This window comes from Ignavibacteriota bacterium (assembly GCA_013285405.1).
GTDB lineage: Bacteria > Bacteroidota > Ignavibacteria > Ignavibacteriales > Ignavibacteriaceae > IGN2.
Window position 1 is genome coordinate 2,363,209 of the sequence record CP053446.1, and the last position, 22,160, is coordinate 2,385,368.

Sequence of the window (22,160 nt, forward strand, 5' to 3'; positions counted from 1 at the left end):
TTTAGCCAACCCTCTTTTCTGTTTAGAAGGATGAAAAGAGGGTTTTCTTTTTTAAAGAAATTTTTAGATGTTCTTTCAGGTATCATTAAACTTTTTTTAAATGATTAAATCATTTTTCATTCTGTCATTAATATTGAATTGGGTGTTACCTGTGTATGCTCAATTGGATTCAGCCAGTATTGGAATCGCAGTCAATGCTGTTTATACAACCTCGGCTGAAGTATTTTTGAATCCCAATTCATCAAATCCTGAAGTAAGGAATAAATCTACAACTTTTGAAAATATCTGGAGCTATGCTTTGGATGTTCGTTACAGATTTTCAAGTGAATTTTTATTGGGTTTAAATGTTGAATACATCAATACGACTTCGGTCTTACCTAACCTGACTGCATTTATAGGAAATCAGGTTTTCGTTTTTGAAGTTGAAGATGGCTTCACTGTAATTCCAATTGAACTTACAGCTTACTATCATTTTCCATTTTCGACTGAAGATTTCAAATTTATGATGGGTGGTGGACTTGGATATTACATTGGTGAATTCATTAGAAAATTTCAAGACGTCGAACTTGAAGTCACACAGCAAAAATTTGCACTTGGAATGCATGTAACAGCATCAATTGATTACGTATTATATAAAAATATTTCTGCAAGATTTGAAATGAAATTTCGGGACCCTCAATACACAGTCGCAAGCAAATATTCTTCACCTCAGGTTATCTACCAGGGTAATGTAATCGATCTTCCAGAAAATGCATTCGATACAAAAGTTGATATTGACGGACTCACATTTATTCTGGGATTTGTAATCAGCATTTGATTTCACAGATCTTCATACTTTTATTATTCAAATAATAAAATATATTTTTGGTTTAATTCTTATGAATAAAAAAATGTATTATCTGACTGGATTTATGGCTGCCGGTAAAAGCACAATAGGACCAATACTCGCGAATACACTTGGATGGAATTTTTATGATCTCGATAGAGAAGTTGAATCTCAGGAAAAAATGAAAGTAGTTGAAATATTTGAAGCAAAAGGTGAAAATTATTTCAGGAAAGCGGAATCCGGGCTTTTAAAAAAATTATCTGAAAAAACTGAAGCGATCATTTCTCTTGGCGGCGGAGCAATTTCATCCGATGAAAACTTTAGAATCATAAAATCATCCGGAAAAATTATTTATTTGAAATCATCACCCGAAATGGCATATCAACGATTGAGGTTTAAAAGAGACCGTCCTTCATTTATTTTTGAAGGTGAAGAAGTTCCTTCAAAAGAACAATTTATTGAGCGAATTAATAAACTGCTCGATGAACGAAAAAAATATTATGAGCAAGCCGATTATATTATCGATACCGATAATCAAACGGTTGGTAAAACTGTTGATATCCTGGCAAAATACGTTATGAATCAATCATAAATAAATTTTCACACGATCTTGAAAAAAGTATTTGTCAAATCAAGTATTAAGAATTACCCGGTTTACATCGGTAAGAATTCGTTTGATTTGCTGCCTGAATTAATTATTGAATATTCTCTCAAGGGAAGGATATTTGTAATAATTGACAGAAAGGTTAACAAGCTTTTTAAAAACGAAATAGAAAAGATTTATAAAACTATCTCTGATAAAATTCATTTCAGCGTTCTTACAGCTTCTGAAAAAACAAAATCTCTTGAAGAAGCTTCGAAAATTTATTCTGCACTTTACAGGGAACAATTCGGAAAAGATACACTTTTGATTGCAATAGGAGGCGGAACAATTGGAGATCTTGCGGGATTTATTGCTTCCACTTTTATGCGCGGAGTTTCATTAATTCATATACCAACTACGTTGCTTTCTATTGTTGATAGTTCAATTGGTGGCAAAACAGGTGTGAATTTCAGATCAACAAAAAACTTAATTGGTACTTTTTATCAGCCTGACATTGTAGTCAGTGATACGAACTTTCTTAAAACGCTCACTGATGAAGAAATGATTTCAGGATTTGGTGAAGTTATTAAATATTCATATCTGACAGACAAGTGGTTTTACGATAAGCTTCTTTCCGCACCACGCTTATTAAATAATCCGACTGAAAATTTTCTTAATGAAGTAATTTTAGAGTGTATAAAAATTAAATCAGCAGTTGTGGCTCAGGATGAATTTGAAAAATCAGGATTGCGGAAAATTCTGAACTTTGGACACACCTTCGCTCATGCATATGAGGCTATTTCAGATTATAAAATTCCACATGGTAAAGCTGTTATTATCGGAATATTAAATGCATTGAATCTTTCTTACGAAGTGGGATTAATTAACCAAAAGCAGTTAGATAAAATGATTGAGCTTCCACTTAAGTTCAAAGATGAGTTAAAAATAACTAATTTCGATGAAAATGATATTTACAGGTCAATGCAATATGATAAGAAGAATAAAGGCGGAAAGAATCGTTTTGTTTTGATTAAAAATTTTGGCGAATTATTAGTTGATGTGGAAGCAAATAAGAATTCAGTGTTAAAGTCAATCAGAAAAACAAAGAAAGATTTGGTTTAAAAGGGCAACTGCCGGATTGTGAGGGCGAAACCCGGCAGCTTTGTGTGTCATATTTGGAGGGATGCTATGCTTAAACTATTTCGTTTTATAATTCTCAATATCAGTGCCACTGGTTTTTATATTGATTTTATACTTCTATTGCGTCAAACTGTAGATAAATTGATTTCAAGGAAATAATTACCTGTAAATTGGTATTCGTATTTCCGAATGAACCTTTGTTGGAGTGATTTGTTATTTAAGAGATAGAAACCACGACAGATCTGGTCGAGAAATTCCGTATAGAGAAAGAGAAGTTAACGAAACGATAATAGCGCATTTGAATCAGCAATCCAGGAAACAGTGCATCGCAGTTTTTGTCGGTGACATTATTAAAATGGCGAGAGAAGATATGTAATCAAAAGCCGATAGGATTCTATATGCAGATGTTAATTTTATAGCAGATATCAATAAAAAGAATTCCATAGAGAAACTAACAACGCCTAAGAATTATTTTGAATGTAGTTCCTTCTCCGGGTAATGAACTTTTAACGAAAATTTTTCCACTATGATAACCCTCAATTATTCTTTTTGATAGACTCAGTCCCAATCCCCAGCCTCGTCTTTTTGTGCTATATCCTGGTCGGAAGACGTCTTTTCTCCGTTTCATTTCAATACCTTTACCACTGTCTTTAACTTCAACTTCAACATGATTTTTTGTTTGATGAACTAAAATTTCGATCTTACCGGTTACTCCTTCGATTGCATCGAGAGCATTCTTAATCAGGTTTTCAATTACCCATCCGAATAATTCCGGGTTTAATTCTGCGCACGCGTCTTCATCTCCGGAAATTTTAAGTTCTACGGATTTTCCTGTTTGCGGAAGTCGTCTTTCAAAATAGGATATAACCTGTTTAAGTTCCTCAATAACATTTTGCTTCGCGAGTTCAGGTTTTGCCCCGATTTTTGAAAATCTGTAAGTGATTCGGTTAAGCTTTTCAACATCGCTACTAATCTCTTCTGAAATATCATTCACTTTATCCGGATCCTTATAATTAATTTTCAGCATTTCCAACCATCCCATAAGACTTGATATCGGAGTTCCAAATTGATGAGCCGTTTCCTTTGCCATCCCAACCCAGATATTACTTTGTTCTGATCGCTTGATGCTGCTAAAACTGATATAACCAATAACGATAAACAAAGCGGCTATTATCAGTTGTATGTAAGGATAATATCTCAACTGTTCAATATGTTCGGAATCTCCATAGTGAATTTTATTTATTATTATTCCCTCATATTTAACTTCAATGGGAGGATGAGCAGCATCCATTTCAACGATTTGTTCTGCAATAAAAATTTTAAATTGTTCAGCCGTAAGATTCGAATCAATGTCAATATTTCTAATATCCGTTCTGTTATAAACATTATTCTCAGCATCTGATTGAATGAGTGGGAAGTCTATAGGTTTTATGATATTATCAAAAAGGAAAGTTATATCAACATCCGGATTTGTTGTGTTAGCCAGGTATTCAATTCCTTTTGCGTAAAGTTCTACTATCTGTCGTTCTTTATCCTGCAGTTTTTGCACAACTGTCTGCGTATAGTAAAGAGTTCCAATTGCTATCAGAACTGCAATTATCAAAAGCACAATTTTCAGATTAACCGATGCGGGACCGCCAGACATTTTCATAGAGCACCTTAAAAAGTTTATTTCACTGAGGTAAAATTAGAAAAAAGGTTAGTAATAATCTGTTGAAAATCTTTGAAATAAAAAGCCCCGTCTGCTGAAAGCTGATACCACGGGTGGATAAATATCATCTTCCATACTTGCAGCGGAGCCTAAAAATGTGTACAAATATTTTATTCGATTTAAAAATAGATAATGCCCGACGAGATTTCACACCATAAATTTAGTTCAGATAATATTAGTTCTCCATTTAATAACATATAAATTAAAAAGATTCTTTCCTCAATAAGCCGTAAGTTTGTGGTACACTTTCTAAAAATTCAGGGACAAAAATGACTGCTGTTTTCAATGATTACTTCTATCCAAAATCAATCTGTGTAGTTGGCGCATCTTCAAAGCCAAAATCACTCGGTTATGAATTAACTAAATCAATAAAACAATATGGCTATACGGGGAAATTATTTCTGATCAATCCAAAATCTGATGAAATCCTTGGATATAAATGCTATCCGACAATTGAATCAGTCAAAGAAAAAATAGATCTTGCAATAATTATGGTCCCAAAACAATTTGTTGAAGAATCAATTAAACAGCTTACTGACAAAGGAACAAAAGCTATGATTCTTATTACAGCGGGTTTTAAAGAAACAGGTAAGCAGGGTGAACAAGAAGAAAAAAGAATTTTAGAATTAGTAAAGAAATCAGACGCAAGAATAGTTGGTCCAAATTGTATGGGAATCATCAACACAATTCATGAAATAAAAATGAACGCTACTTTCGTTGCTGAAGAACCACAAAACGGAAAGATGGCTTTCTGTTCGCAGAGCGGAGCAATCGGCGCAGCAGTTTTAAATTCATTGAGAGAAACTGATATAAAATTTTCTCAATTTATAAGTGTAGGGAATAAAGCTGATGTTACGGAAAATGATTTGCTTGAATATTGGGAGAAAGATAAAAATGTTAGTGTGATTACATATTACCTCGAAAGTTTTGAAGCAGGAGAAAAATTTATAAAATATTTTATCGATGAAAAGATTACCAAACCTGTAATTATCCTCAAAGGAGGTAGAACATCGAGCGGAATTAAAGCAGCGTCTTCTCATACCGGTGCGATGGGAAGCAGCGATAAAGTTGTTGATGCTGTACTTCACCAATTTGGAATCATCCGTGCTGATGATTTAAATGATATGTTTAATACTGCTAAAGGTTTTGAAGATTTTCCGATGCCAAAAGGAAACAGGATTGCTGTTGTAACAAATGCTGGCGGTCCGGCTATTCTCACTGTTGATACTCTTGAAAAAAATAATTTAACTCTTGCTGAGTTATCATCAGAAACAAAATTGAAGCTAAGAGAAATTGTTCACCCGCAGGGAAGTGTAAACAATCCGGTTGATTTACTCCCCGGTGGTATAGCTGAAGAATTCAAACAGGTAAATGAAATTCTTGTGGAAGATAAAAATGTGGATGCAGTTATTTCTGTTTTTGTTGAACCAATTATGGTTCCTGCAATTCCTGTAATAGAAGGAATCAATGAAATAGTGAAATATCCTTTTGGGAAAAATGTTAAACCAATTTTCCAGGTTGTAATGCCTTTACCTGAATTTTGGGATCAGTATAGAAAAGAATCAAAGACAAAACGATCACTTTTCAAAAGATCAGAAGATCCTGCAGTCGTAATTGGAAATATGCTGAAGTTCAAAAATAAACAGGATAACAAAAACAGATTAATACCTGTCGAAACAAATATTGAAGGATTGAAATTTGAAGCCGGTAAATTTTTGTCGCAGGAAGAAGTAATTAAAATATCAGAGCACTACAACATTCCAATCGTTAAAACAAACCTGATGAGTTTAAATGATTTGAAGAGAGTAGATTTTAAATTTCCAGTGGTTCTTAAAGCCGTCGGCGAAAAAATTATTCACAAATCTGAACTAAAAGGTGTCGTGCTCAATATCAAAGATAAAAATGAGTTGATACATATTGCTGAATCAATGATTAAATCATTCAATCAAAAAAAATTAAGTATAGAATCATTTCTCATACAACCGTACATCCATACAAAGTTTGAGCTTTTAGTTGGCGGTTTCCGAGATCCAAGCTTTGGTCCAATGATAATGTTTGGCTCCGGTGGTAAATACGTTGAGTTTATCGAGGATACAACAATTCGATCTGCGTACCTGAGTGATTATGATATTGAGGAAATGATAAACAATACGAAAATAGGAAAAATTATTCAAGGTGTGCGCGGTGAAATTCCTGCTGATATGAATAGAATCAAAAGCACTATAAAATCAGTTGCTCAAATGATGCTCGATCATAGAGAAATAATCGAGTGCGATCTTAATCCGCTTGTAGTTACGGATGATAATAATATCTTTGCAGTGGATATTAGAATCAAATGTTAAAATTTTGTAAGTGAAACGCCGTAACTTCATTAAAACAATTTCCACCGCAGCTATTGCTGGCTCAATCTTTCCTGTTACTGCAAAAGATGACAGAATTCTGCCAAATAAAAAACTTAAAAAGCCAGCAAGGTTAAAGAAGGGAAATACGATTGCACTCGTTACTCCCGGCAGTTACATCACTGATCAGGAAAAACAAGAATCAATTATCAACCTACAAAGTCTCGGGTTTAACGTAGTTTACACTGACAGACTGATGCAAAAAAATGGTTACTTCTCTGCGAATGACGAAGAACGTGCGAAGGATCTGAATGATATGTTTGAACGGAAAGATGTTCATGCAATAATCTGTGCGCGCGGAGGTTACGGATGTGCAAGAATATTACCTTATCTTGATTATGATTTGATTGAAGATAATCCAAAAGCACTGATTGGTTTCAGCGATGTTACTGCACTTCAATATGCAATTTTTAAAAACAGCGGATTGTTAACATTTCACGGTCCGGTTTCAATTTCAACTTTCAGCAATTTTAGCGTTAAGAATTTTGAAAGTGTATTGATGAATCCAACTTTTGAGTTTGATCTTATGAATTCAACAACTGAAAATAATTATAATCCGTACGGAATTACTGTTATCTCAGAAGGCAAATCTGAAGGTAAGTTAATTGGAGGAAATTTATCAATTTGCGTTTCACTTATTGGAACAGAATTCGACATAGATTATTCGGATAAGATAGTATTTCTCGAAGAGTTTATTGAAGAACCGTACCGTGTTGACAGAATGCTCACACAAATGATACAGTCAGGTAAATTCGAAAATGCAGCAGGAATTGCACTTGGAGTTTTCAAGTTGTGTGAGCCAAATAAAAGTAATCCGGCTTTTCAGGGATCTTTTTCTTTGATGGAAGTTTTACAGGATAGGCTTGGGAATCTTGGAATTCCAGTTATCTACGGACTTTCATTCGGACACGTTGCTGATAAGTTTACTCTTCCTTTCGGCGGATATGCTGAATTGAATACGGAAACTAAAAGGCTAAAATTATTGGAACCTGCTGTTCAATAAAATTTAAATCGTTTTATTAAAAATTTGAAAATTACTTTTTCAACAACCTGTTAGTTTCAATTTTATTTTTAATTGTCTGTAGCATAGCTTTACAAGAATACTTAATATGATTTAAAATGGGAGAATAAAATGCTCATAAAAAAAATATCACTTTTGTTCTTTGTAATTCTTGCAATGCAGGGATGTCTTGTATTTCATACTGTTTCTTATGAAATAAATCTTGAAGATGAAAATTCAGGCTCAGTTACTTTAAATATTTCTGATATCCGGTCAGATGCGGTGAATACTTCTGAACTTGAGGAAGACAAAAATCAGCTCTTTAATTTTATTCTCAAGAGCGATGATTTTATTGAACAGATGAATGTTGAAGGTAAATTTATTTCCGATCGAAAGTTATTTATTTCAGATGGTAAACTTGTAGGTAAATTAAATTATTCTTTCGACGATATTTCGAATGTCGAAGGCATTGTTTACCAGGAACCGTTTTACTTCATCACAATTCCGCTTGAAGACAGTATTGTTTCTACAAATGGTGAAATAATTACTTCCGAAAGTCATAAGAGAATAATGTGGGATAATACAATCAGAACATTGAAGTTTGAAATGTTTAGTACTGATGTTGAAAAGGGAAGTCTTGTTAAACTTACTCAGTATCTTGAAGAGTAATGATAGAATTTTGTTTATCGTGAATTGGAAATGTGTTCTGGTTAATCAGTCCCGGGTTTTTTTAAAAAATATATCGAATCATTATTAGCAAAATTCTGATCAGCGGGTTGCAGGAATATTTTTGGGTTATTGCAGTCGTCAATAACAAGAAATTGAAAAACTAAAACCATTTCACTTAAAACCAAGATCTAAACGAATGTATGCTGAAATAGTATTTCCATTATCATTCCGTAAAACTTTTACATATCGGGTTCCGAAAGAACTTCAAAACCAGGCAAAAGTCGGAGTGAGGGCTGTTGCTCCATTTGGAAAAAGAACTTTGACCGGTTTTATAATAAGCAAACCAAAAGATGTTTCCATCAAAGAAGAAATAAAACAAGTAATTGATATCCTCGATGAAAAACCAATTGTTGATAAAGATGGATTTAAATTTTACGAATGGCTGGCTGATTATTATCTCTGCTCATTAGGAGAAGCGTTAAAACTTGCAGTTCCGTACGGCTCCGATATTGAATCAAAAAGAAAAATCATTTCTGATAAAACTGCTTCAGCACATCTTCTTTTAAAAGAAAAAAACAAATCTTCTACAAGAGCCAAAATTCTGACAGTCCTGTCGGAGAAGGAAGAAATAAGTCTTCAGCAGCTTCAGAAGATTGTAAAGAAAAAAAATATATACTCGACTCTCAGAACCCTTCAGGAAAATGGAGTTATTACTTTACTTGACAGTATTCAGAAAGCAAAAGTAAAACCGAAAACAGTTAATTATGTTAAGTTGAATAAAACGACAGGCGAAGTTTATTCACTGTTTCCTGAAATTGAAAGACGTTCGCCAAAACAAATTAAGATTCTTTTAGAATTAGTTAATGCGAAAGGAAAAGGTTTGCCTGTTGCTGAATTGCTTCACAAAACTTCATCCTCAAAATCTTCTATTGATTCACTTGCAGCAAAAGGAATTGTAAAGCTTTACGAACAGGAAGTTGACCGCAGATATGTTGAGCATTATAAAGAAGAGCAAACTAAGTTTCCACTTTCCGATAAACAATCTGAAGTTATAGCAGAAGTTGCGAAAACATTTTCTGAATCAAAATTTAAAACATACTTGCTTCATGGTGTTACCGGTAGCGGAAAAACGCAAGTTTATATCGAACTCACAAAAAAAGTAATTGATCAAAATAAAACAGCATTAATTCTCGTTCCTGAAATTTCTCTTACACCGCAGATTACTTCACGCTTCTTCAACGTGTTTGGTGATGAAGTTACTGTTCTTCACAGCAGAATGTCACCCGGAGAAAGATTTGATTCGTGGCAAAGAATATTCAAGGGAAAATCGAAAGTGGTAATTGGGGCAAGATCTGCATTGTTCTCGCCGTTAAAAAATATCGGACTTATAGTAATTGATGAAGAACACGATGCAAGCTATAAGCAAGCTGATATGATACCAAAATATAATTCACGTGATTCAGCAATAATGCTTGGAAGCATTCTTGACTGTCCGGTTTTATTGGGATCAGCAACTCCTTCTGTCGAAAGTATGTACAATGCTAAAACAGGGAAATATACTCTGCTTGAACTTCCTGATAGAATTGATAACGCAAAACTTCCGGTTATTACTCTCGTTGATGTTAATAAGGAAAGAAAAAAGAAACGAATGGAAAATATTTTTTCCAAAACTCTGCTTGATAAAATTGAAGACAGATTAAAAAAAGGTGAAGGCGTTATCATTCTCCAAAACAGGCGAGGTTTTTCAACTCAAATTTACTGTACTGATTGTGGTGAAGTTGAAATTTGTGATAACTGTTCGGTTCCGATGGTTTATCATATCAACAAAAATATTATCGAATGTCATTATTGTGGATTGATAAAAGATGTCCCCGGTGCTTGTACTCATTGCGGATCAATTCAAATAAAATATTTTGGAACAGGTACTGAAAGAGTTGAAGATGAACTTGAGTTTTATTTTCCCAACGTTAAGATGAGCAGAATTGATTCTGATTCAATTACAAAAAAATCTGCATTAAGCAGATTGTTAATTTCTTTTGGAAATGGAGATATTGATGTACTCGTTGGGACGCAGATGGTCTCGAAAGGTCTGGATTTTTCAAGAGTAACTCTTGTTGGAGTTATTTCGGCAGAAACAACTTTATGGCTTCCTGATTTCCGGGCTGATGAAAGAACTTTTCAATTGCTCACACAGGTTTCAGGAAGAGCAGGCAGAAGTAAAAATCCGGGTGAAGTAATCATTCAAACTCAGAATGAAAAACACTTTGCACTTCAGATGGTTCTTAACAATAACTACAACGGATTTTATGAAAAAGAAATTTTAGATCGGGAAAAATTGGAATTTCCACCTTTTACAAGAATTGCGTTGATCGAAGCAAAAGATCAATCCAATGAAAAAGCAAAGGGTGCAATGAATGATTTCTATCACGAAATAAAAAAATATAAAAAGTGGTTAAAAATATCCTCTCCTACACCTGCAATAATAGCCAGACTCAAAGGGCTATTTCGTTATCAGATATTAATCAAATCATCGAGACAAACTGATCCAGGCGGGAAGATTTTAAGAAATTCAATTTTAAATTCTTATGTCGAGTTTAACAGGAAATCAAGATTCAAAGATGTGCGTTTGTTTTATGATATAGATCCGCAGAGCGTGATTTAGTGAAAACTAAAACACAATAAAGAAATGTGAGACTCACCTCTAAGGTGAGTCTCACATAGAATTTGATATAACTCATTAGAAATGTCACTATTAAATTAATTACTAACTGATGTTACGCAGAAAAGCAATTAGCAAAGAGATGACATCTTTATTTTTTATTAAATATTTAAACAAAAGTAACATTGACATTCCAATTTAAGTGCTTATTTAATCTATAAAAAGATGTCATCTCTCCATTTTGCGTAAGGTGAGTTACTAATGGATTCTGAGTAAACGGAATGTTAAGTTTTTAACTGAAGTAAAAACTTAAAGCAGAAATGAGACTCACCTTAAAAGTGAGTCTCATATGGGGTGAGTTTCTCATTAAAATAAAAATATATGGCTAAAAGGAACGTAAAATTTTTAAAGGGAAGATGTTACCATATTTTTAATCGTGGAGCTAATAAAAGGAAAATCTTCTTTGAAGAAGAAAATTACGTTTACTTGTTGAAAAAGCTAAAACATTATGTTAAAAAATATGAATTTTCAGTTTTAGCTTATTGTCTAATGCCAAACCATTATCATTTTGTGTTAAGACAGGATGGTGATATTCCACTGAATATTCCAATTGCTTTTTTATTCAATGGTTATACCAAAGCTGTGAATAAAAGGTATAACAGAACCGGAACTTTGTTTGAAGGAACATTTAAGTCAATAGAAGTTGAATATGCCAATTATTTGCTTGAACTATGCAGGTATATTCACAGAAACCGGGTTGATGATGGATTAGTAGAGCAAATTGAGGACTGGAAGTTCTCAAATTATCTCGAATGGATTGAAAAGAGAAACGGAAGTCTGGTAGATTTGAAATTAAGGAATAAATATTTCAATAATGCAAGCAGCTATGAATCTTATGTTATAAATTATAAATCCATTAAACGAGCAGTTAAAGGATTGCGTAAATATTTGCTGGAATTAGAAAGGAATAAAAAATAAAAACACAAGTGAGACTCACCTCTAAGGTGAGTCTCACATAAATAATCAACAAATAGAATTACTGATTAAATCCTTGTAAAAATGGAACAGCTTGTGTTATCTGGAACCAGATAAATGCACCAATCAGCCAGACAGCAAAAACGAGTGCATAATATTTCCCGGTTGATTCGGATTTGTTCATCTTTGCAAATCCAATCGCAAGAATCGCATAAGCCCAAATACTTATCGGATCTATCTTTGATAAAACCCACCCTGTGATTGTGTTCTTATCACTTCCTATAAAGGATGCAACACTCGTATCCATCATTATCTTACCCATTAGCATTGTGAGAATACCTGCGATTACTATTTGAAGAATATTTATGTAAGCTGTTAACCCATTGGCAACTAATGCACCGGTAAAGGTTCCTTCTCCTTTAAGAATAAATTTAATCAGCAGAAAATAAATTCCGGTAATGATAAAGAAGAAGATGAAACCAAATAAAAGTATCGGAATGACTGTAAATATCCAGCTCATCGGTCCTCTCATATATGTGTCCATTGCATCAATCTGCTGATCAGCTTGTTCACGGGTTAGTGTTCCGTTTTCAACCATCTTTTCAATCCGATCAATACCTTGTTTCTTAGCTTCAAAATAAACTTCCTCGTTTGTCATTGCAAGGATTCTTACTAAAGATACTACAACAAAGAAAATAAGAATTGGGATTACCCAGTCTTTGTGCTTCGCAGCAAACTTTGAAGTGACTGAAAACATTCTTGCTGGCTCAGTAAATACTCCGATCATTTTATCGGAATGACTTAGTTCTCCGGTTTCCTGTTTTTGTTCAGGTGAGTTTATAGTTTCGTTTAGATCCATTTCGAGCCTCACTAATTATTAAAAATTGTTAAACAAAACATATTCTATCTTTAAGCCAAAGGCAATAAATTTTTGCTGATTGGTAATTAAAAATGCTGCATGGTTTTTACACACTTGCTGTTTTAGAAAAATCATTTTGATTCACAAATTCAATTAAAATATGCCTGAGCAAAGTCCGCTATCATTTTGTAAATTTGAAGAGTAAATATTTACCAACCTTATCTGAGAAGAATATGAAACCAAAAACAATCATCGAACCATTCAAAATAAAATCAGTTGAACCAATCCGTTTCACCACTCGTGATGAAAGAGAGAAAATTCTAACTAAAGCAGGTTACAATCCATTTATGATTCATGCCGATGATGTGCTGATTGATTTGCTTACTGACAGTGGTACATCTGCAATGAGCGCAAAGCAATGGGCAGGAATAATGGAAGGAGATGAAGCCTATGCCGGTTCAAAAAGTTTTTTCCGTTTTGAGGATGCAGTAAGAAAAATTACTGGAATGAAATTTATTATTCCTACTCATCAGGGTAGGGCGGCAGAGAAAATTTTATTTTCGATTGTTGGAGGACCGGGAAAATATTTTCCGAACAACACTCACTTCGATACAACAAGAGCCAATATTGAATTTACAGGTGCTGAAGCTGAAGACTTACTAAATGAAATTGGAAAGCATCCGGAACAGCGGGCTGATTTTAAAGGAAATATGGATGTCGAAAAACTTGAAAAATTCATCAGGGAAAAAGGAGTAGAGAATATTCCACTGTGTATGATAACAGTTACAAATAACTCCGGTGGTGGACAACCGGTTTCTATGCAGAATATTCGTGATGTGAAAGATGTCTGTAAAAAATATGGTATCCCGCTTTTTCTTGATGCCTGCAGGTTTGCTGAGAATGCTTACTTCATTAAGAAAAGAGAAAAAGGTTATCAGGATAAATCTGTTTTGGAAATTGCACAGGAAATGTTCTCCTATGCTGATGGTGCAACGATGAGTGCAAAGAAAGATGCTCTTGTAAATATAGGAGGATTTCTCGCGCTGAATGACGAAAATCTTGCGATGCAATCAAGGAACCTTCTTATTGTAACAGAAGGATTTCCAACTTATGGAGGATTAGCCGGGAGAGATCTTGAAGCAGTTGCTCAGGGTTTAGAAGAAGTTGTTGATGAACATTATCTTGAATATAGAATTAGAAGCGTTGAATATTTGGGAGAAAGATTAGTTGCAGCCGGTGTTCCGATTATTGAACCACCGGGTGGTCATGCAATTTATATTGATGCAAAAAGATTTGTCCCGAATATTCCTGCTGATCAATATCCGGGTCAGGCGATTGTTTGTGAACTTTATCTGGAAGGTGGAGTTCGTGGCGTTGAAATTGGTAGTGTAATGTTTGGTAAGTATGATAAGAATGGAAAACTTATTCCTGCAATGATGGAACTTGTAAGGCTTGCAATTCCAAGAAGAGTTTACACACAAAGTCATGTTGACTACTTAATTGAAATAATCATTGAAGTTTTCAAAAACAGAAATAAACTTAAAGGTTACAAAATAGTTTACGAAGCACCGATGCTCAGACATTTCACGGCAAGGTTTGCACCAATTAAAAGTTAAAAGAGTTCTCCGTGGTCCTCTGCGGTTCTTTGTGAACTCTGTGTAACCCCTTTAAAAAGAATTACGCAGAGAGCCACAGAGATTTCACTGAGATAAATAATCACTATGAAGCTCAAAAAAAAATACCGGTTTGATAACAAGAGACAGATATGGAGAATTATTCCCACTAACTCCGGTAAACTTATAATCGAAGAACGTGAATCTGAACAGAAACAAGTTTACTTCCATTGTATTGAGTTGACATCAGGTAAAAAGATTTTGCAGGATTTTCAACTTGATGATAAATTCTGGGTAGGAATTGAATCTGTGAAAGATGACTATATCTATTTTCATAAATTTGCAAAACCAGATATGCCAAAACACAAAGGAATATTTGCCTTCGATATCAAAACAAAAAAAATATTCTGGGAAAATTCCAACCTGACATTTCAATTTATGTTTCGTGATAAAATGTATGCATACGTTGAAGAATTCGGAGGTAAAAAATTCTTTGCTTTGAATCTGCAGGATGGAACGGTTGAAGATGAACTCGGCGATAACCCACTATTGATTAATGAACTCAGAGACCAATCAATAGCTGACAATATCCCGGCTGGCTATTTATTTCCGGAAGTCTTCTCATCCGATTCATTGATTGAAAATAATACATTCGATTTGATTAGTTCACTGAAGACTGATTTTATGATTTCGGGTCAAATTGAATATTTACTGAAAAACGGGCTTCTGATGATGAGCTTTCATACAGTTAATGAAAAAGGAAAATTAAATAACATTTTCAAAGCAGTTGATTTATCCGGAAGAAAGTATATTTTAGAAGAAGTTTTGAATAAAGATACGAGTCTGTTTTTCACTGATTCTTTCTTTGTTAAAGATGATTTTCTTTTTTTATTGTTCGGGAAAACAAGGCTCGAAGTTTATAATATTATATCCTGATGGGTATTGTTATGGAACTTTCAACTGATGAAAAAAAAATATTACTGCAAGCTGCAAGAGAATCCATTCTGCAGGAATTCAGTGAATGTGATGTGACAAAGATTGATTACAAAGTTTTTCCAAATCTTAAGATGCAATTAGGTGCTTTTGTTACTTTGCATATTGACAATCATCTTCGTGGATGTATTGGTTACATCATTGCACAAAAACCTTTATTCGAAACTATTGTGGATGCGGCAAAACATTCAGCCTTTGGCGATCCAAGGTTTGATGAATTAAGCAGAGATGAATTTGATAAAATAAAAATAGAGATTTCAGTTCTCTCACCATTTGAACCTATCAAAAGTTATGATGAAATTGAAGTAGGAAAGCATGGGCTTTTATTAGAAGAAGGTGGAAGTGCAGTTCTTCTTCCACAGGTTGCGATCGAACAGAATTATAATCGATCTCAATTCCTGACAGCCCTTTGTCATAAAGCTGGTTTATATGGAAATTATTGGAAGGAAAGGATGTTAAATATAAAAGTCTTCACTGCTCTTGTTTTTTCTGAAGAAAAAATCGGAGGTAAAAAATGAATTATGTCAGACCTGCCCAGGTTGCCGGATATTTTTATCCTGCAAATCCAGATAAATTGAAAAAAGATATTTCGCTGATGCTTGAGGTAACTAAATCCAAAAATGAAATTAATAATATTTTTGGAATCGTATCACCTCATGCCGGATATGTTTATTCAGGTAAAACAGCAGCACATGCTTATAATTTATTGAACGGAAAAAATTATAGACGAGTTGTTATAATTTCACCGAGCCATTCAGAATATTTCCCTGGCATTTGTATTTTTGAGGGTGATGCTTATGAAACGCCACTCGGTATTCTGAAAGTTGATAAAGAATTTCGTGAACTGTTTCTGACCGATGATGAATTAATATTTAAAGGTTTTGAAGGTCACAGAAGAGAGCACGCATTAGAAGTTCAGCTTCCATTTTTACAATCCGTACTCAATAATTTTAAAATTGTTCCAATAGTAATGGGTGATCAGTCGAAACTGAATGTTGATAAACTTGCAAAGAAACTTGCTGAGCTTTCTGATGATGAAACCTTGATTGTTGCCAGTTCTGATTTATCTCACTTTTATTCCAAATCGCATGCTGACAGACTTGATTCAATTGTTGAAAAGCGAATAAGAGAATTTGATTTTAACAACCTTCAAACCGATCTTGACACTCATGTTTGTGAGGCTTGCGGCGGCGGACCAATAGTTGCACTAATGAAATCAGCAGACCTAAAAAACGTCAGACACTCATTGGTTCTGAACAGAAGCGATTCGGGTGATGTTACAGGTGATAATAAAGAAGTTGTTGGATATTTGTCGGCAGTTTTTTATGGAGATTAATCAGGATTGACTAAACAAAAAATTGCAATTATCGGAGCCGGTAAACTTGCTTATTCAATAGTTTCCGCACTTATAAAATCAAAATACGATATCCAGATAGTAATAAGTAAAAAACTTTCATCTGCCAGAGTACTTTCGGAAAAATTTAAGATTCCACATTGCTCAAATTCTATAAAAAACATTTCTGCGGAAGTTAATGTTTTCTTTTTGACAGTTCCTGATGGAGAGATAAAAAAAGCTGCTGAAAAGTTATCAAAATTGAAACGAGATTTTAGTAAGTCAATCTGCATTCACTTTTCCGGTGTTGAAAATATTTCCGTTCTGAACTCACTTCGCAAGAAAGGTTGTGCAATTGGTTCAATCCATATAATCAGACCATTCCCATCAAAAAATATTGTTGATATCAGAAATTCACCGGCTTCAATAGAAACAGAAAACAGACAGGCAAAATCTTTTTTGCTTCAGATGTGTAAAAAATTAAAATTGAAACCGCATTCAATAAATTCCGATGAAAAAGTTTTCCATCACCTTGCAGCAGTTCACAGTTCAAATTTTCTTGTTGGAAATTTATTTAATGCGTTCTCTCTGATAACTTCTGGAAATAATTTTCCAAAAAATATTCTCAGAAAAACTACTCAATCTGCTCTCGATAATGTTTTCAATTTATCTCCTGCAAAAGCTCTTTCTGGTCCGATAGATCGTGGTGATATTTACACAATAGAAAAACATTTGGATACACTCGATGCTAAAATCAGAAAAGCAAAAAACAAGGATAAACTTAAAGTGATTCGGAAAAATTATATTGTTCAGTCTCTTAATTTGCTGGAGGTTGTAAAAGTAAAATACGGAAAGTTGAGTGAGAAACACAGGAAGATTGAAAAGCTGTTGAAGAACAAACTTTAATAGTTTGGATTTAATCTATTGAAGAAAATATACAGCAATTTCATAAATAATCATCGCTAAAACTGCTGATACCGGAATCGTTAGTACCCACGCCCAGATTAACTTATAAGTTACTTTCCATCTTACTGCAGATAATCTTTTTGTTATTCCGGCTCCGATAATAGAGCCCGTAATTGTATGTGTTGTACTTACCGGAATGCCAGCTAATGCTGTTCCAAACAAAGTAACTGCTCCGGCTGTTTCAGCGCTGAATCCTTCAAAGGGATGAAGCTTTGTTATTTTTTGTCCCATCGTTTTTACAATTCTCCATCCGCCCGAAAGCGTTCCCAATGCAATTGCTGCATAGCAGGATAAAACAATCCATAACGGAATTTCATCATGAACATTCAGATGTCCGGTGGAAACAAGCGCAACAAAAATAATTCCCATCATCTTTTGTGCATCGTTTGAACCATGCCCAAGACTATATGCAGCGGACGATATTAGCTGAAGTTTTCTGAAATATTTATCCACCGAATACGGATTCATATTTTTACAGAGATGCAGTGTGATAATTGAAAAGAAAACAGAAGTTACAATTCCAACTAATGGAGCAATAAAAATAAATGCGATAATCTTTATTACTTCCGGAAGAAAAATTGAACCAATACCGGCTTTTGCAATTGCTGCACCAACAAAACCACCAACTAACGTGTGTGAAGAGCTTGAAGGAATTCCCCACCACCATGTTAACAAGTTCCAGCCAATTGATGCAATTAGTCCGCTTCCGATTACTACCAGATCAACAACTTCTGGTCTGACAATTCCTTTTGCAACTGTATTTGCTATGTGCAATCCCAGAACTAAAAAAGCGATGAAGTTAAAAAATGCAGCCCAGACAACTGCAACCTGCGGTGATAGCACCCGTGTTGATACTACAGTAGCAATTGAATTAGCAGCATCGTGAAATCCGTTAATGAAATCGAATATTAACACTAAAATAATTATGATAACAACTTCATGCATTAATTTTTTCTATGAGTATTGGTGAGGATAGAATTTTAATGTTTCTGCTTTCTATGAGTTCTTAATAAAAATTGAAAGAATGATGTTAGCCACCGATTGGCAGCGATCGGAAGTTCTTTCCAGCAGATCAAGTATTTCTTTTTTCTTTATGAGTTCAATAGCATCTTTCTCATTAGTGAAGAGACCTTGTATTGCATTCCGGTAAACCTGATCAGCTTCGGATTCCAGATCTTTTACAGCTTTAATCTCATTAATCCGTTTTTCTTTTAAATCCTGGATTGCTGTGACAAGTTCCTGTACTTGTTTGTGGACAATAGCGGCGAGAATATCTGCATGCTGAATTTTTTTTGTTATGTTGAATGTTTCAATTCTTGCGGCAACTCCGAGCAGCATATCGCTTATATCATCCATTCTTTTTGCCAGAGCAAAGATATCTTCTCTATCGAATGGAGTAATAAAAGTTTTATTCAGCCTTTTAACAATTCTTGACGAAATTTCATCGCATCTTAGCTCTAATGGTTTAATATTCAGATAGTGATTTTTGTCGATAAGTTCATCAGCAAAAAGCTGCTCGGTGTATTTTGCCATTTGCTGTATGTGTGAAATCATTTCTCTGAAATCGTCATAATATTTTTCTTCTTTAGGCAGGAAGGCTTTGATCATAATAAATCCATTTTTTTGATATGACTAAAATATTTTCATTCACATATAAATTGCTAATGAATTTTTTAATTTAGTGTAAATATTTTATTAATTCTCTCACGATTCTTTGTTATATTCAAACCCGAATTTTTCAATTTATTAAAGGATCACATCATCTCTAACAAGAATAACAACCAGGATAATTTATTAGAAAAAATCGTTTCTTTGTCGAAAAGAAGAGGATTTGTTTTTCAATCAAGTGAAATTTACGGCGGACTTAACGGCTGCTGGGATTACGGACCGCTCGGTGTTGAACTTCTGAACAACATTAAAAGTGAGTGGTGGAAAGCAATGACTTATCGCGAAGATATTGAAGGAATTGATGCTTCTATTTTAATGCACCCGAGAGTCTGGGAAGCTTCAGGTCACGTTGAGAATTTTACTGACCCAATGATTGATTGCAAACAATGTAAAGCTCGATTCAGACTTGATGTACTTGGCGATTCGTATGCCGATAAGAAAAAAGAAAAAGCAATTCAGGAGTTGAAAGAAAATTTAAAGTCAGATGAAAGACTTTTAAAATTAGTTGATGAAAAAATCAGTAATGCTGGTCAGGAAAATCCTTTCACTCTTTTACTTGAAGATGCAGAGATTTCAAAACTTCTTCTTGCACAATTGAATTGTCCTCAATGCGGAAACAAAGGAACATTCACCGATGCAAGAAAATTCAATTTGATGTTTAAAACATTTATCGGACCGATGGAAGATAGTACAGCCGTTGTTTACCTCCGCCCGGAAACTGCACAAGGAATTTTTGTAAACTTTTTGAATGTGCAAGGATCATCACGACAAAAACTTCCTTTCGGAATTGCACAGATTGGGAAAGCATTCCGTAATGAGATAAATACAAAAAACTTTCTTTTCCGTACGCGCGAGTTTGAACAGATGGAGATGCAATACTTTGTTAAAGATGGTGAAGACAAAAAATTTTATGATTACTGGAAAGCAGAAAGACTTGATTGGTTTAAAAGAATGGGAATGACTCCAACAAAATTACGTTACCACGATCATCCGGCTGATAAGCTTGCTCATTATGCAAAAGAAGCTGTTGATATAGAATATGAATTTCCATTCGGATGGGGAGAGATTGAAGGAATTCACAACAGAACAAATTATGACTTAAGCAGACACGAAGAGTTCTCCGGCAAATCATTAAAATATTTTGATGAGCAGACGAAAGAAAAATTTATTCCTTTCATAATTGAAACATCAGCAGGTGCAAGCAGATCATTTATGGCATTTTTAGTTGATGCTTATTATGAAGAAGAAGTAAATGGAGAGCTTCGCTCCGTTCTTAAATTCCATCCGAGACTTGCACCAATAAAAGCCGCAATATTTCCTCTTGTTAACAAAGACGGTATGCCTGAAATTGCAAGGAAGATTGAAACCGATTTAAGAAAATCTTTCAGAGTTTTTTATGATGATAAAGGTGCTGTCGGCAGAAGATACCGCAGACAGGATGAAGCCGGAACTCCTTTTTGTATTACAGTTGATACACAAACTCTCGAAGATCAAACTGTAACCGTCCGTGAAAGAGATACAATGGTGCAGGAAAGAGTTGGGATTGATAAGTTGTCAATTTATTTGTTGAAAAAATTACATACTGCTTGAGATGAAATTAATTAGTTTAATTGTATTTTTGACTTTTATAATATTTCAGGTCCCCATTCTATCAAAACCCAGCTACGATTCACTCGTTAAAGCAGGCATAAATCAAATCTACAGTATAAAATTTACTGAAGCAGAAAAAACATTTCTCTTTTTACAAAAAGAATATCCGAAACATCCGGCGGGAAAATTCTTTTTTGCCATTATTGACTGGTGGAAAATAATTCTTTCAGAAGAAAATGAAGAGCAGGATGAAAGATTCTACGAAAAGATCGAGGAGACGGTTGATTTCTGCGATGATATTCTTGACAAAGATCCCAATAATGTTGACGCACTTTTCTTCAAAGGTGGTGCGATTGGTTTCAGGGGAAGGTTACGGGTTATGCGCGAAAGCTGGTTCGCTGCTGCTGATGATGGACGTGAAGCTTTACCCTTAGTTGAGCTTGCACACAAGCTCGATCCGGATAATGTTGATGTAAAGCTTGGTTTCGGAATTTACAATTATCTTGCTGCCGTAATCCCAGATAAATATCCAATAATAAAACCAGTGATGATGTTCTTTCCAACAGGCAACAAGGAACTTGGACTTAAGCAATTAAAAGAAGCAGCAAACTATGGAAAGTATTCAAGCTATGAAGCTAAATACATACTCGTTACTTTCTTCTATTATTTTGAAAACGATGCAAACTCGGCGGAGCTTTATACGAAACAGCTTGTTGAATTATTTCCTGATAATCCTGTATTTGAGAGATGGCGGGGAAGAATAGCAGTAAAAAAAGCTGAATGGGAAACAGTAGATAAAATCTTCAGAAACGTTCTTAATAAAGCCGATAAAAATCTGGTTGGATACAACACTCCAATGGTAAGAAGAGAAGCGAATTATTATGTTGGTAATATTCTTAAGAACAAAGGTGAGTTAACTGAAGCTTTTTCTTATTATAAAAAATGTATTGAAGAATCTAAAAAAATTGACGAAGATAAAGCATCCGGTTTCAGAATTAATGCAACTCTTTATTCAGGAAATATTATGGAAACACGCGGTAAAAATGATGAAGCAAAAAAATATTATAACGCTGTGCTTGATATGAGGGAGTTTCAAAACTCACACACACTTGCCGAAACTTATCTCGATAGGATAAAAAATTCAGAGAAGCAGGGAAATAAATAAACTTTATTAAG

Annotated in this window: 19 protein-coding genes; 15 read left to right on the forward strand and 4 right to left on the reverse strand. The window is 34.3% G+C overall.

The features are described from left to right. Positions 1-100: 100 nt before the first annotated feature. From HND39_10270 to aroB, 3 genes are all read left to right on the forward strand, one after another. Entirely contained in the window at positions 101-817 is a 717-nt protein-coding gene (locus tag HND39_10270) for a hypothetical protein (GenBank protein ID QKJ96633.1), read from the forward strand. A 61-nt stretch (positions 818-878) separates the two neighbouring features. Continuing rightward, positions 879-1,418, forward strand: a complete 540-nt coding sequence (locus tag HND39_10275) for a shikimate kinase (protein ID QKJ96634.1) — start codon at positions 879-881, stop codon at positions 1,416-1,418. 18 nt (positions 1,419-1,436) lie between these two features. Then, positions 1,437-2,531: a 3-dehydroquinate synthase gene (aroB, locus tag HND39_10280; protein ID QKJ96635.1), complete on the forward strand. Its 1,095-nt coding sequence runs from the start codon at positions 1,437-1,439 to the stop codon at positions 2,529-2,531. Positions 2,532-3,000: 469 nt separating this feature from the next. Here the strand turns inward: aroB and HND39_10285 are convergent, their stop codons facing one another. Then, positions 3,001-4,200: a HAMP domain-containing histidine kinase gene (locus HND39_10285; GenBank protein QKJ96636.1), complete on the reverse strand. Its 1,200-nt coding sequence runs from the start codon at positions 4,198-4,200 to the stop codon at positions 3,001-3,003. 329 nt (positions 4,201-4,529) lie between these two features. Here HND39_10285 and HND39_10290 point away from each other — a divergent pair, with 329 nt between their 5' ends. The 5 genes from HND39_10290 (at position 4,530) to HND39_10310 (ending at position 11,965) form a co-directional block, all read left to right on the forward strand. Next, positions 4,530-6,602: an acetyl-CoA synthetase gene (locus tag HND39_10290; protein QKJ96637.1), complete on the forward strand. Its 2,073-nt coding sequence runs from the start codon at positions 4,530-4,532 to the stop codon at positions 6,600-6,602. A gap of 10 nt (positions 6,603-6,612) precedes the next feature. After that, complete coding sequence (locus HND39_10295; GenBank protein ID QKJ96638.1) at positions 6,613-7,662, forward strand: LD-carboxypeptidase; 1,050 nt, start codon at positions 6,613-6,615, stop codon at positions 7,660-7,662. Between the two features lie 129 nt (positions 7,663-7,791). Further along, a complete protein-coding gene (locus HND39_10300; GenBank protein ID QKJ96639.1) occupies positions 7,792-8,328 on the forward strand; it encodes a hypothetical protein in 537 nt (178 codons plus the stop codon). A 196-nt stretch (positions 8,329-8,524) separates the two neighbouring features. Then, entirely contained in the window at positions 8,525-10,990 is a 2,466-nt protein-coding gene (gene priA / locus HND39_10305) for a primosomal protein N' (GenBank protein ID QKJ96640.1), read from the forward strand. A gap of 378 nt (positions 10,991-11,368) precedes the next feature. After that, on the forward strand, positions 11,369-11,965 hold the full coding sequence (locus tag HND39_10310; GenBank protein ID QKJ96641.1) for a transposase: 597 nt from the start codon (positions 11,369-11,371) through the stop codon (positions 11,963-11,965). 58 nt (positions 11,966-12,023) lie between these two features. On the opposite strand, the gene HND39_10315 is transcribed toward HND39_10310, so the two are convergent. Continuing rightward, positions 12,024-12,821 carry a hypothetical protein gene (locus tag HND39_10315; protein ID QKJ96642.1) on the reverse strand — a complete coding sequence of 266 codons (798 nt, stop codon included), beginning with the start codon at positions 12,819-12,821 and terminating at the stop codon, positions 12,024-12,026. Between the two features lie 233 nt (positions 12,822-13,054). On the opposite strand from HND39_10315, the gene HND39_10320 reads away from it, so the two are divergent. From HND39_10320 to HND39_10340, 5 genes are all read left to right on the forward strand, one after another. Beyond that, positions 13,055-14,437 (forward strand): tryptophanase, encoded by a 1,383-nt coding sequence (locus HND39_10320; protein ID QKJ96643.1) that lies wholly within the window; start codon positions 13,055-13,057, stop codon positions 14,435-14,437. Between the two features lie 105 nt (positions 14,438-14,542). Continuing rightward, a complete protein-coding gene (locus HND39_10325; GenBank protein ID QKJ96644.1) occupies positions 14,543-15,370 on the forward strand; it encodes a DUF4905 domain-containing protein in 828 nt (275 codons plus the stop codon). Positions 15,371-15,381: 11 nt separating this feature from the next. Next, positions 15,382-15,945 carry an AmmeMemoRadiSam system protein A gene (gene amrA / locus HND39_10330; protein ID QKJ96645.1) on the forward strand — a complete coding sequence of 188 codons (564 nt, stop codon included), beginning with the start codon at positions 15,382-15,384 and terminating at the stop codon, positions 15,943-15,945. Continuing rightward, positions 15,942-16,763 carry an AmmeMemoRadiSam system protein B gene (gene amrB, locus HND39_10335; GenBank protein QKJ96646.1) on the forward strand — a complete coding sequence of 274 codons (822 nt, stop codon included), beginning with the start codon at positions 15,942-15,944 and terminating at the stop codon, positions 16,761-16,763. The genes amrA and amrB overlap by 4 nt, the downstream gene beginning before the upstream one ends. Positions 16,764-16,769: 6 nt before the next feature. Then, positions 16,770-17,666, forward strand: a complete 897-nt coding sequence (locus HND39_10340) for a DUF2520 domain-containing protein (protein ID QKJ96647.1) — start codon at positions 16,770-16,772, stop codon at positions 17,664-17,666. A gap of 15 nt (positions 17,667-17,681) precedes the next feature. On the opposite strand, the gene HND39_10345 is transcribed toward HND39_10340, so the two are convergent. Continuing rightward, positions 17,682-18,671 (reverse strand): inorganic phosphate transporter, encoded by a 990-nt coding sequence (locus HND39_10345; protein ID QKJ96648.1) that lies wholly within the window; start codon positions 18,669-18,671, stop codon positions 17,682-17,684. Positions 18,672-18,722: 51 nt separating this feature from the next. Next, positions 18,723-19,334, reverse strand: a complete 612-nt coding sequence (locus tag HND39_10350; GenBank protein ID QKJ96649.1) for a DUF47 family protein — start codon at positions 19,332-19,334, stop codon at positions 18,723-18,725. 153 nt (positions 19,335-19,487) lie between these two features. Here HND39_10350 and HND39_10355 point away from each other — a divergent pair, with 153 nt between their 5' ends. Together HND39_10355 and HND39_10360 are read left to right on the forward strand one after the other, a co-directional pair. Further along, positions 19,488-20,984, forward strand: coding sequence for a glycine--tRNA ligase (locus tag HND39_10355; GenBank protein ID QKJ97967.1), 1,497 nt, complete (start codon positions 19,488-19,490; stop codon positions 20,982-20,984). Between the two features lies 1 nt (position 20,985). Further along, entirely contained in the window at positions 20,986-22,149 is a 1,164-nt protein-coding gene (locus tag HND39_10360) for a hypothetical protein (GenBank protein ID QKJ96650.1), read from the forward strand. The last annotated feature ends 11 nt before the right edge of the window (positions 22,150-22,160 follow it).

What these genes read in the sequence shown, in the direction of transcription:
- HND39_10300 (QKJ96639.1), top strand. Translation starts at nt 7,792, where the DNA reads ATGCTCATAAAAAAAATATCACTTTTGTTCTTTGTAATTCTTGCAATG.
- amrB (QKJ96646.1), top strand. Translation starts at nt 15,942, where the DNA reads ATGAATTATGTCAGACCTGCCCAGGTTGCCGGATATTTTTATCCTGCA.
- HND39_10285 (QKJ96636.1), bottom strand. Translation starts at nt 4,200, where the DNA reads ATGAAAATGTCTGGCGGTCCCGCATCGGTTAATCTGAAAATTGTGCTT.
- HND39_10315 (QKJ96642.1), bottom strand. Translation starts at nt 12,821, where the DNA reads ATGGATCTAAACGAAACTATAAACTCACCTGAACAAAAACAGGAAACC.
- HND39_10360 (QKJ96650.1), top strand. Translation starts at nt 20,986, where the DNA reads ATGAAATTAATTAGTTTAATTGTATTTTTGACTTTTATAATATTTCAG.
- HND39_10310 (QKJ96641.1), top strand. Translation starts at nt 11,369, where the DNA reads ATGGCTAAAAGGAACGTAAAATTTTTAAAGGGAAGATGTTACCATATT.
- priA (QKJ96640.1), top strand. Translation starts at nt 8,525, where the DNA reads ATGTATGCTGAAATAGTATTTCCATTATCATTCCGTAAAACTTTTACA.
- HND39_10270 (QKJ96633.1), top strand. Translation starts at nt 101, where the DNA reads ATGATTAAATCATTTTTCATTCTGTCATTAATATTGAATTGGGTGTTA.
- HND39_10325 (QKJ96644.1), top strand. Translation starts at nt 14,543, where the DNA reads ATGAAGCTCAAAAAAAAATACCGGTTTGATAACAAGAGACAGATATGG.
- HND39_10290 (QKJ96637.1), top strand. Translation starts at nt 4,530, where the DNA reads ATGACTGCTGTTTTCAATGATTACTTCTATCCAAAATCAATCTGTGTA.
- HND39_10350 (QKJ96649.1), bottom strand. Translation starts at nt 19,334, where the DNA reads ATGATCAAAGCCTTCCTGCCTAAAGAAGAAAAATATTATGACGATTTC.
- amrA (QKJ96645.1), top strand. Translation starts at nt 15,382, where the DNA reads ATGGAACTTTCAACTGATGAAAAAAAAATATTACTGCAAGCTGCAAGA.
- HND39_10275 (QKJ96634.1), top strand. Translation starts at nt 879, where the DNA reads ATGAATAAAAAAATGTATTATCTGACTGGATTTATGGCTGCCGGTAAA.
- HND39_10345 (QKJ96648.1), bottom strand. Translation starts at nt 18,671, where the DNA reads ATGCATGAAGTTGTTATCATAATTATTTTAGTGTTAATATTCGATTTC.
- HND39_10320 (QKJ96643.1), top strand. Translation starts at nt 13,055, where the DNA reads ATGAAACCAAAAACAATCATCGAACCATTCAAAATAAAATCAGTTGAA.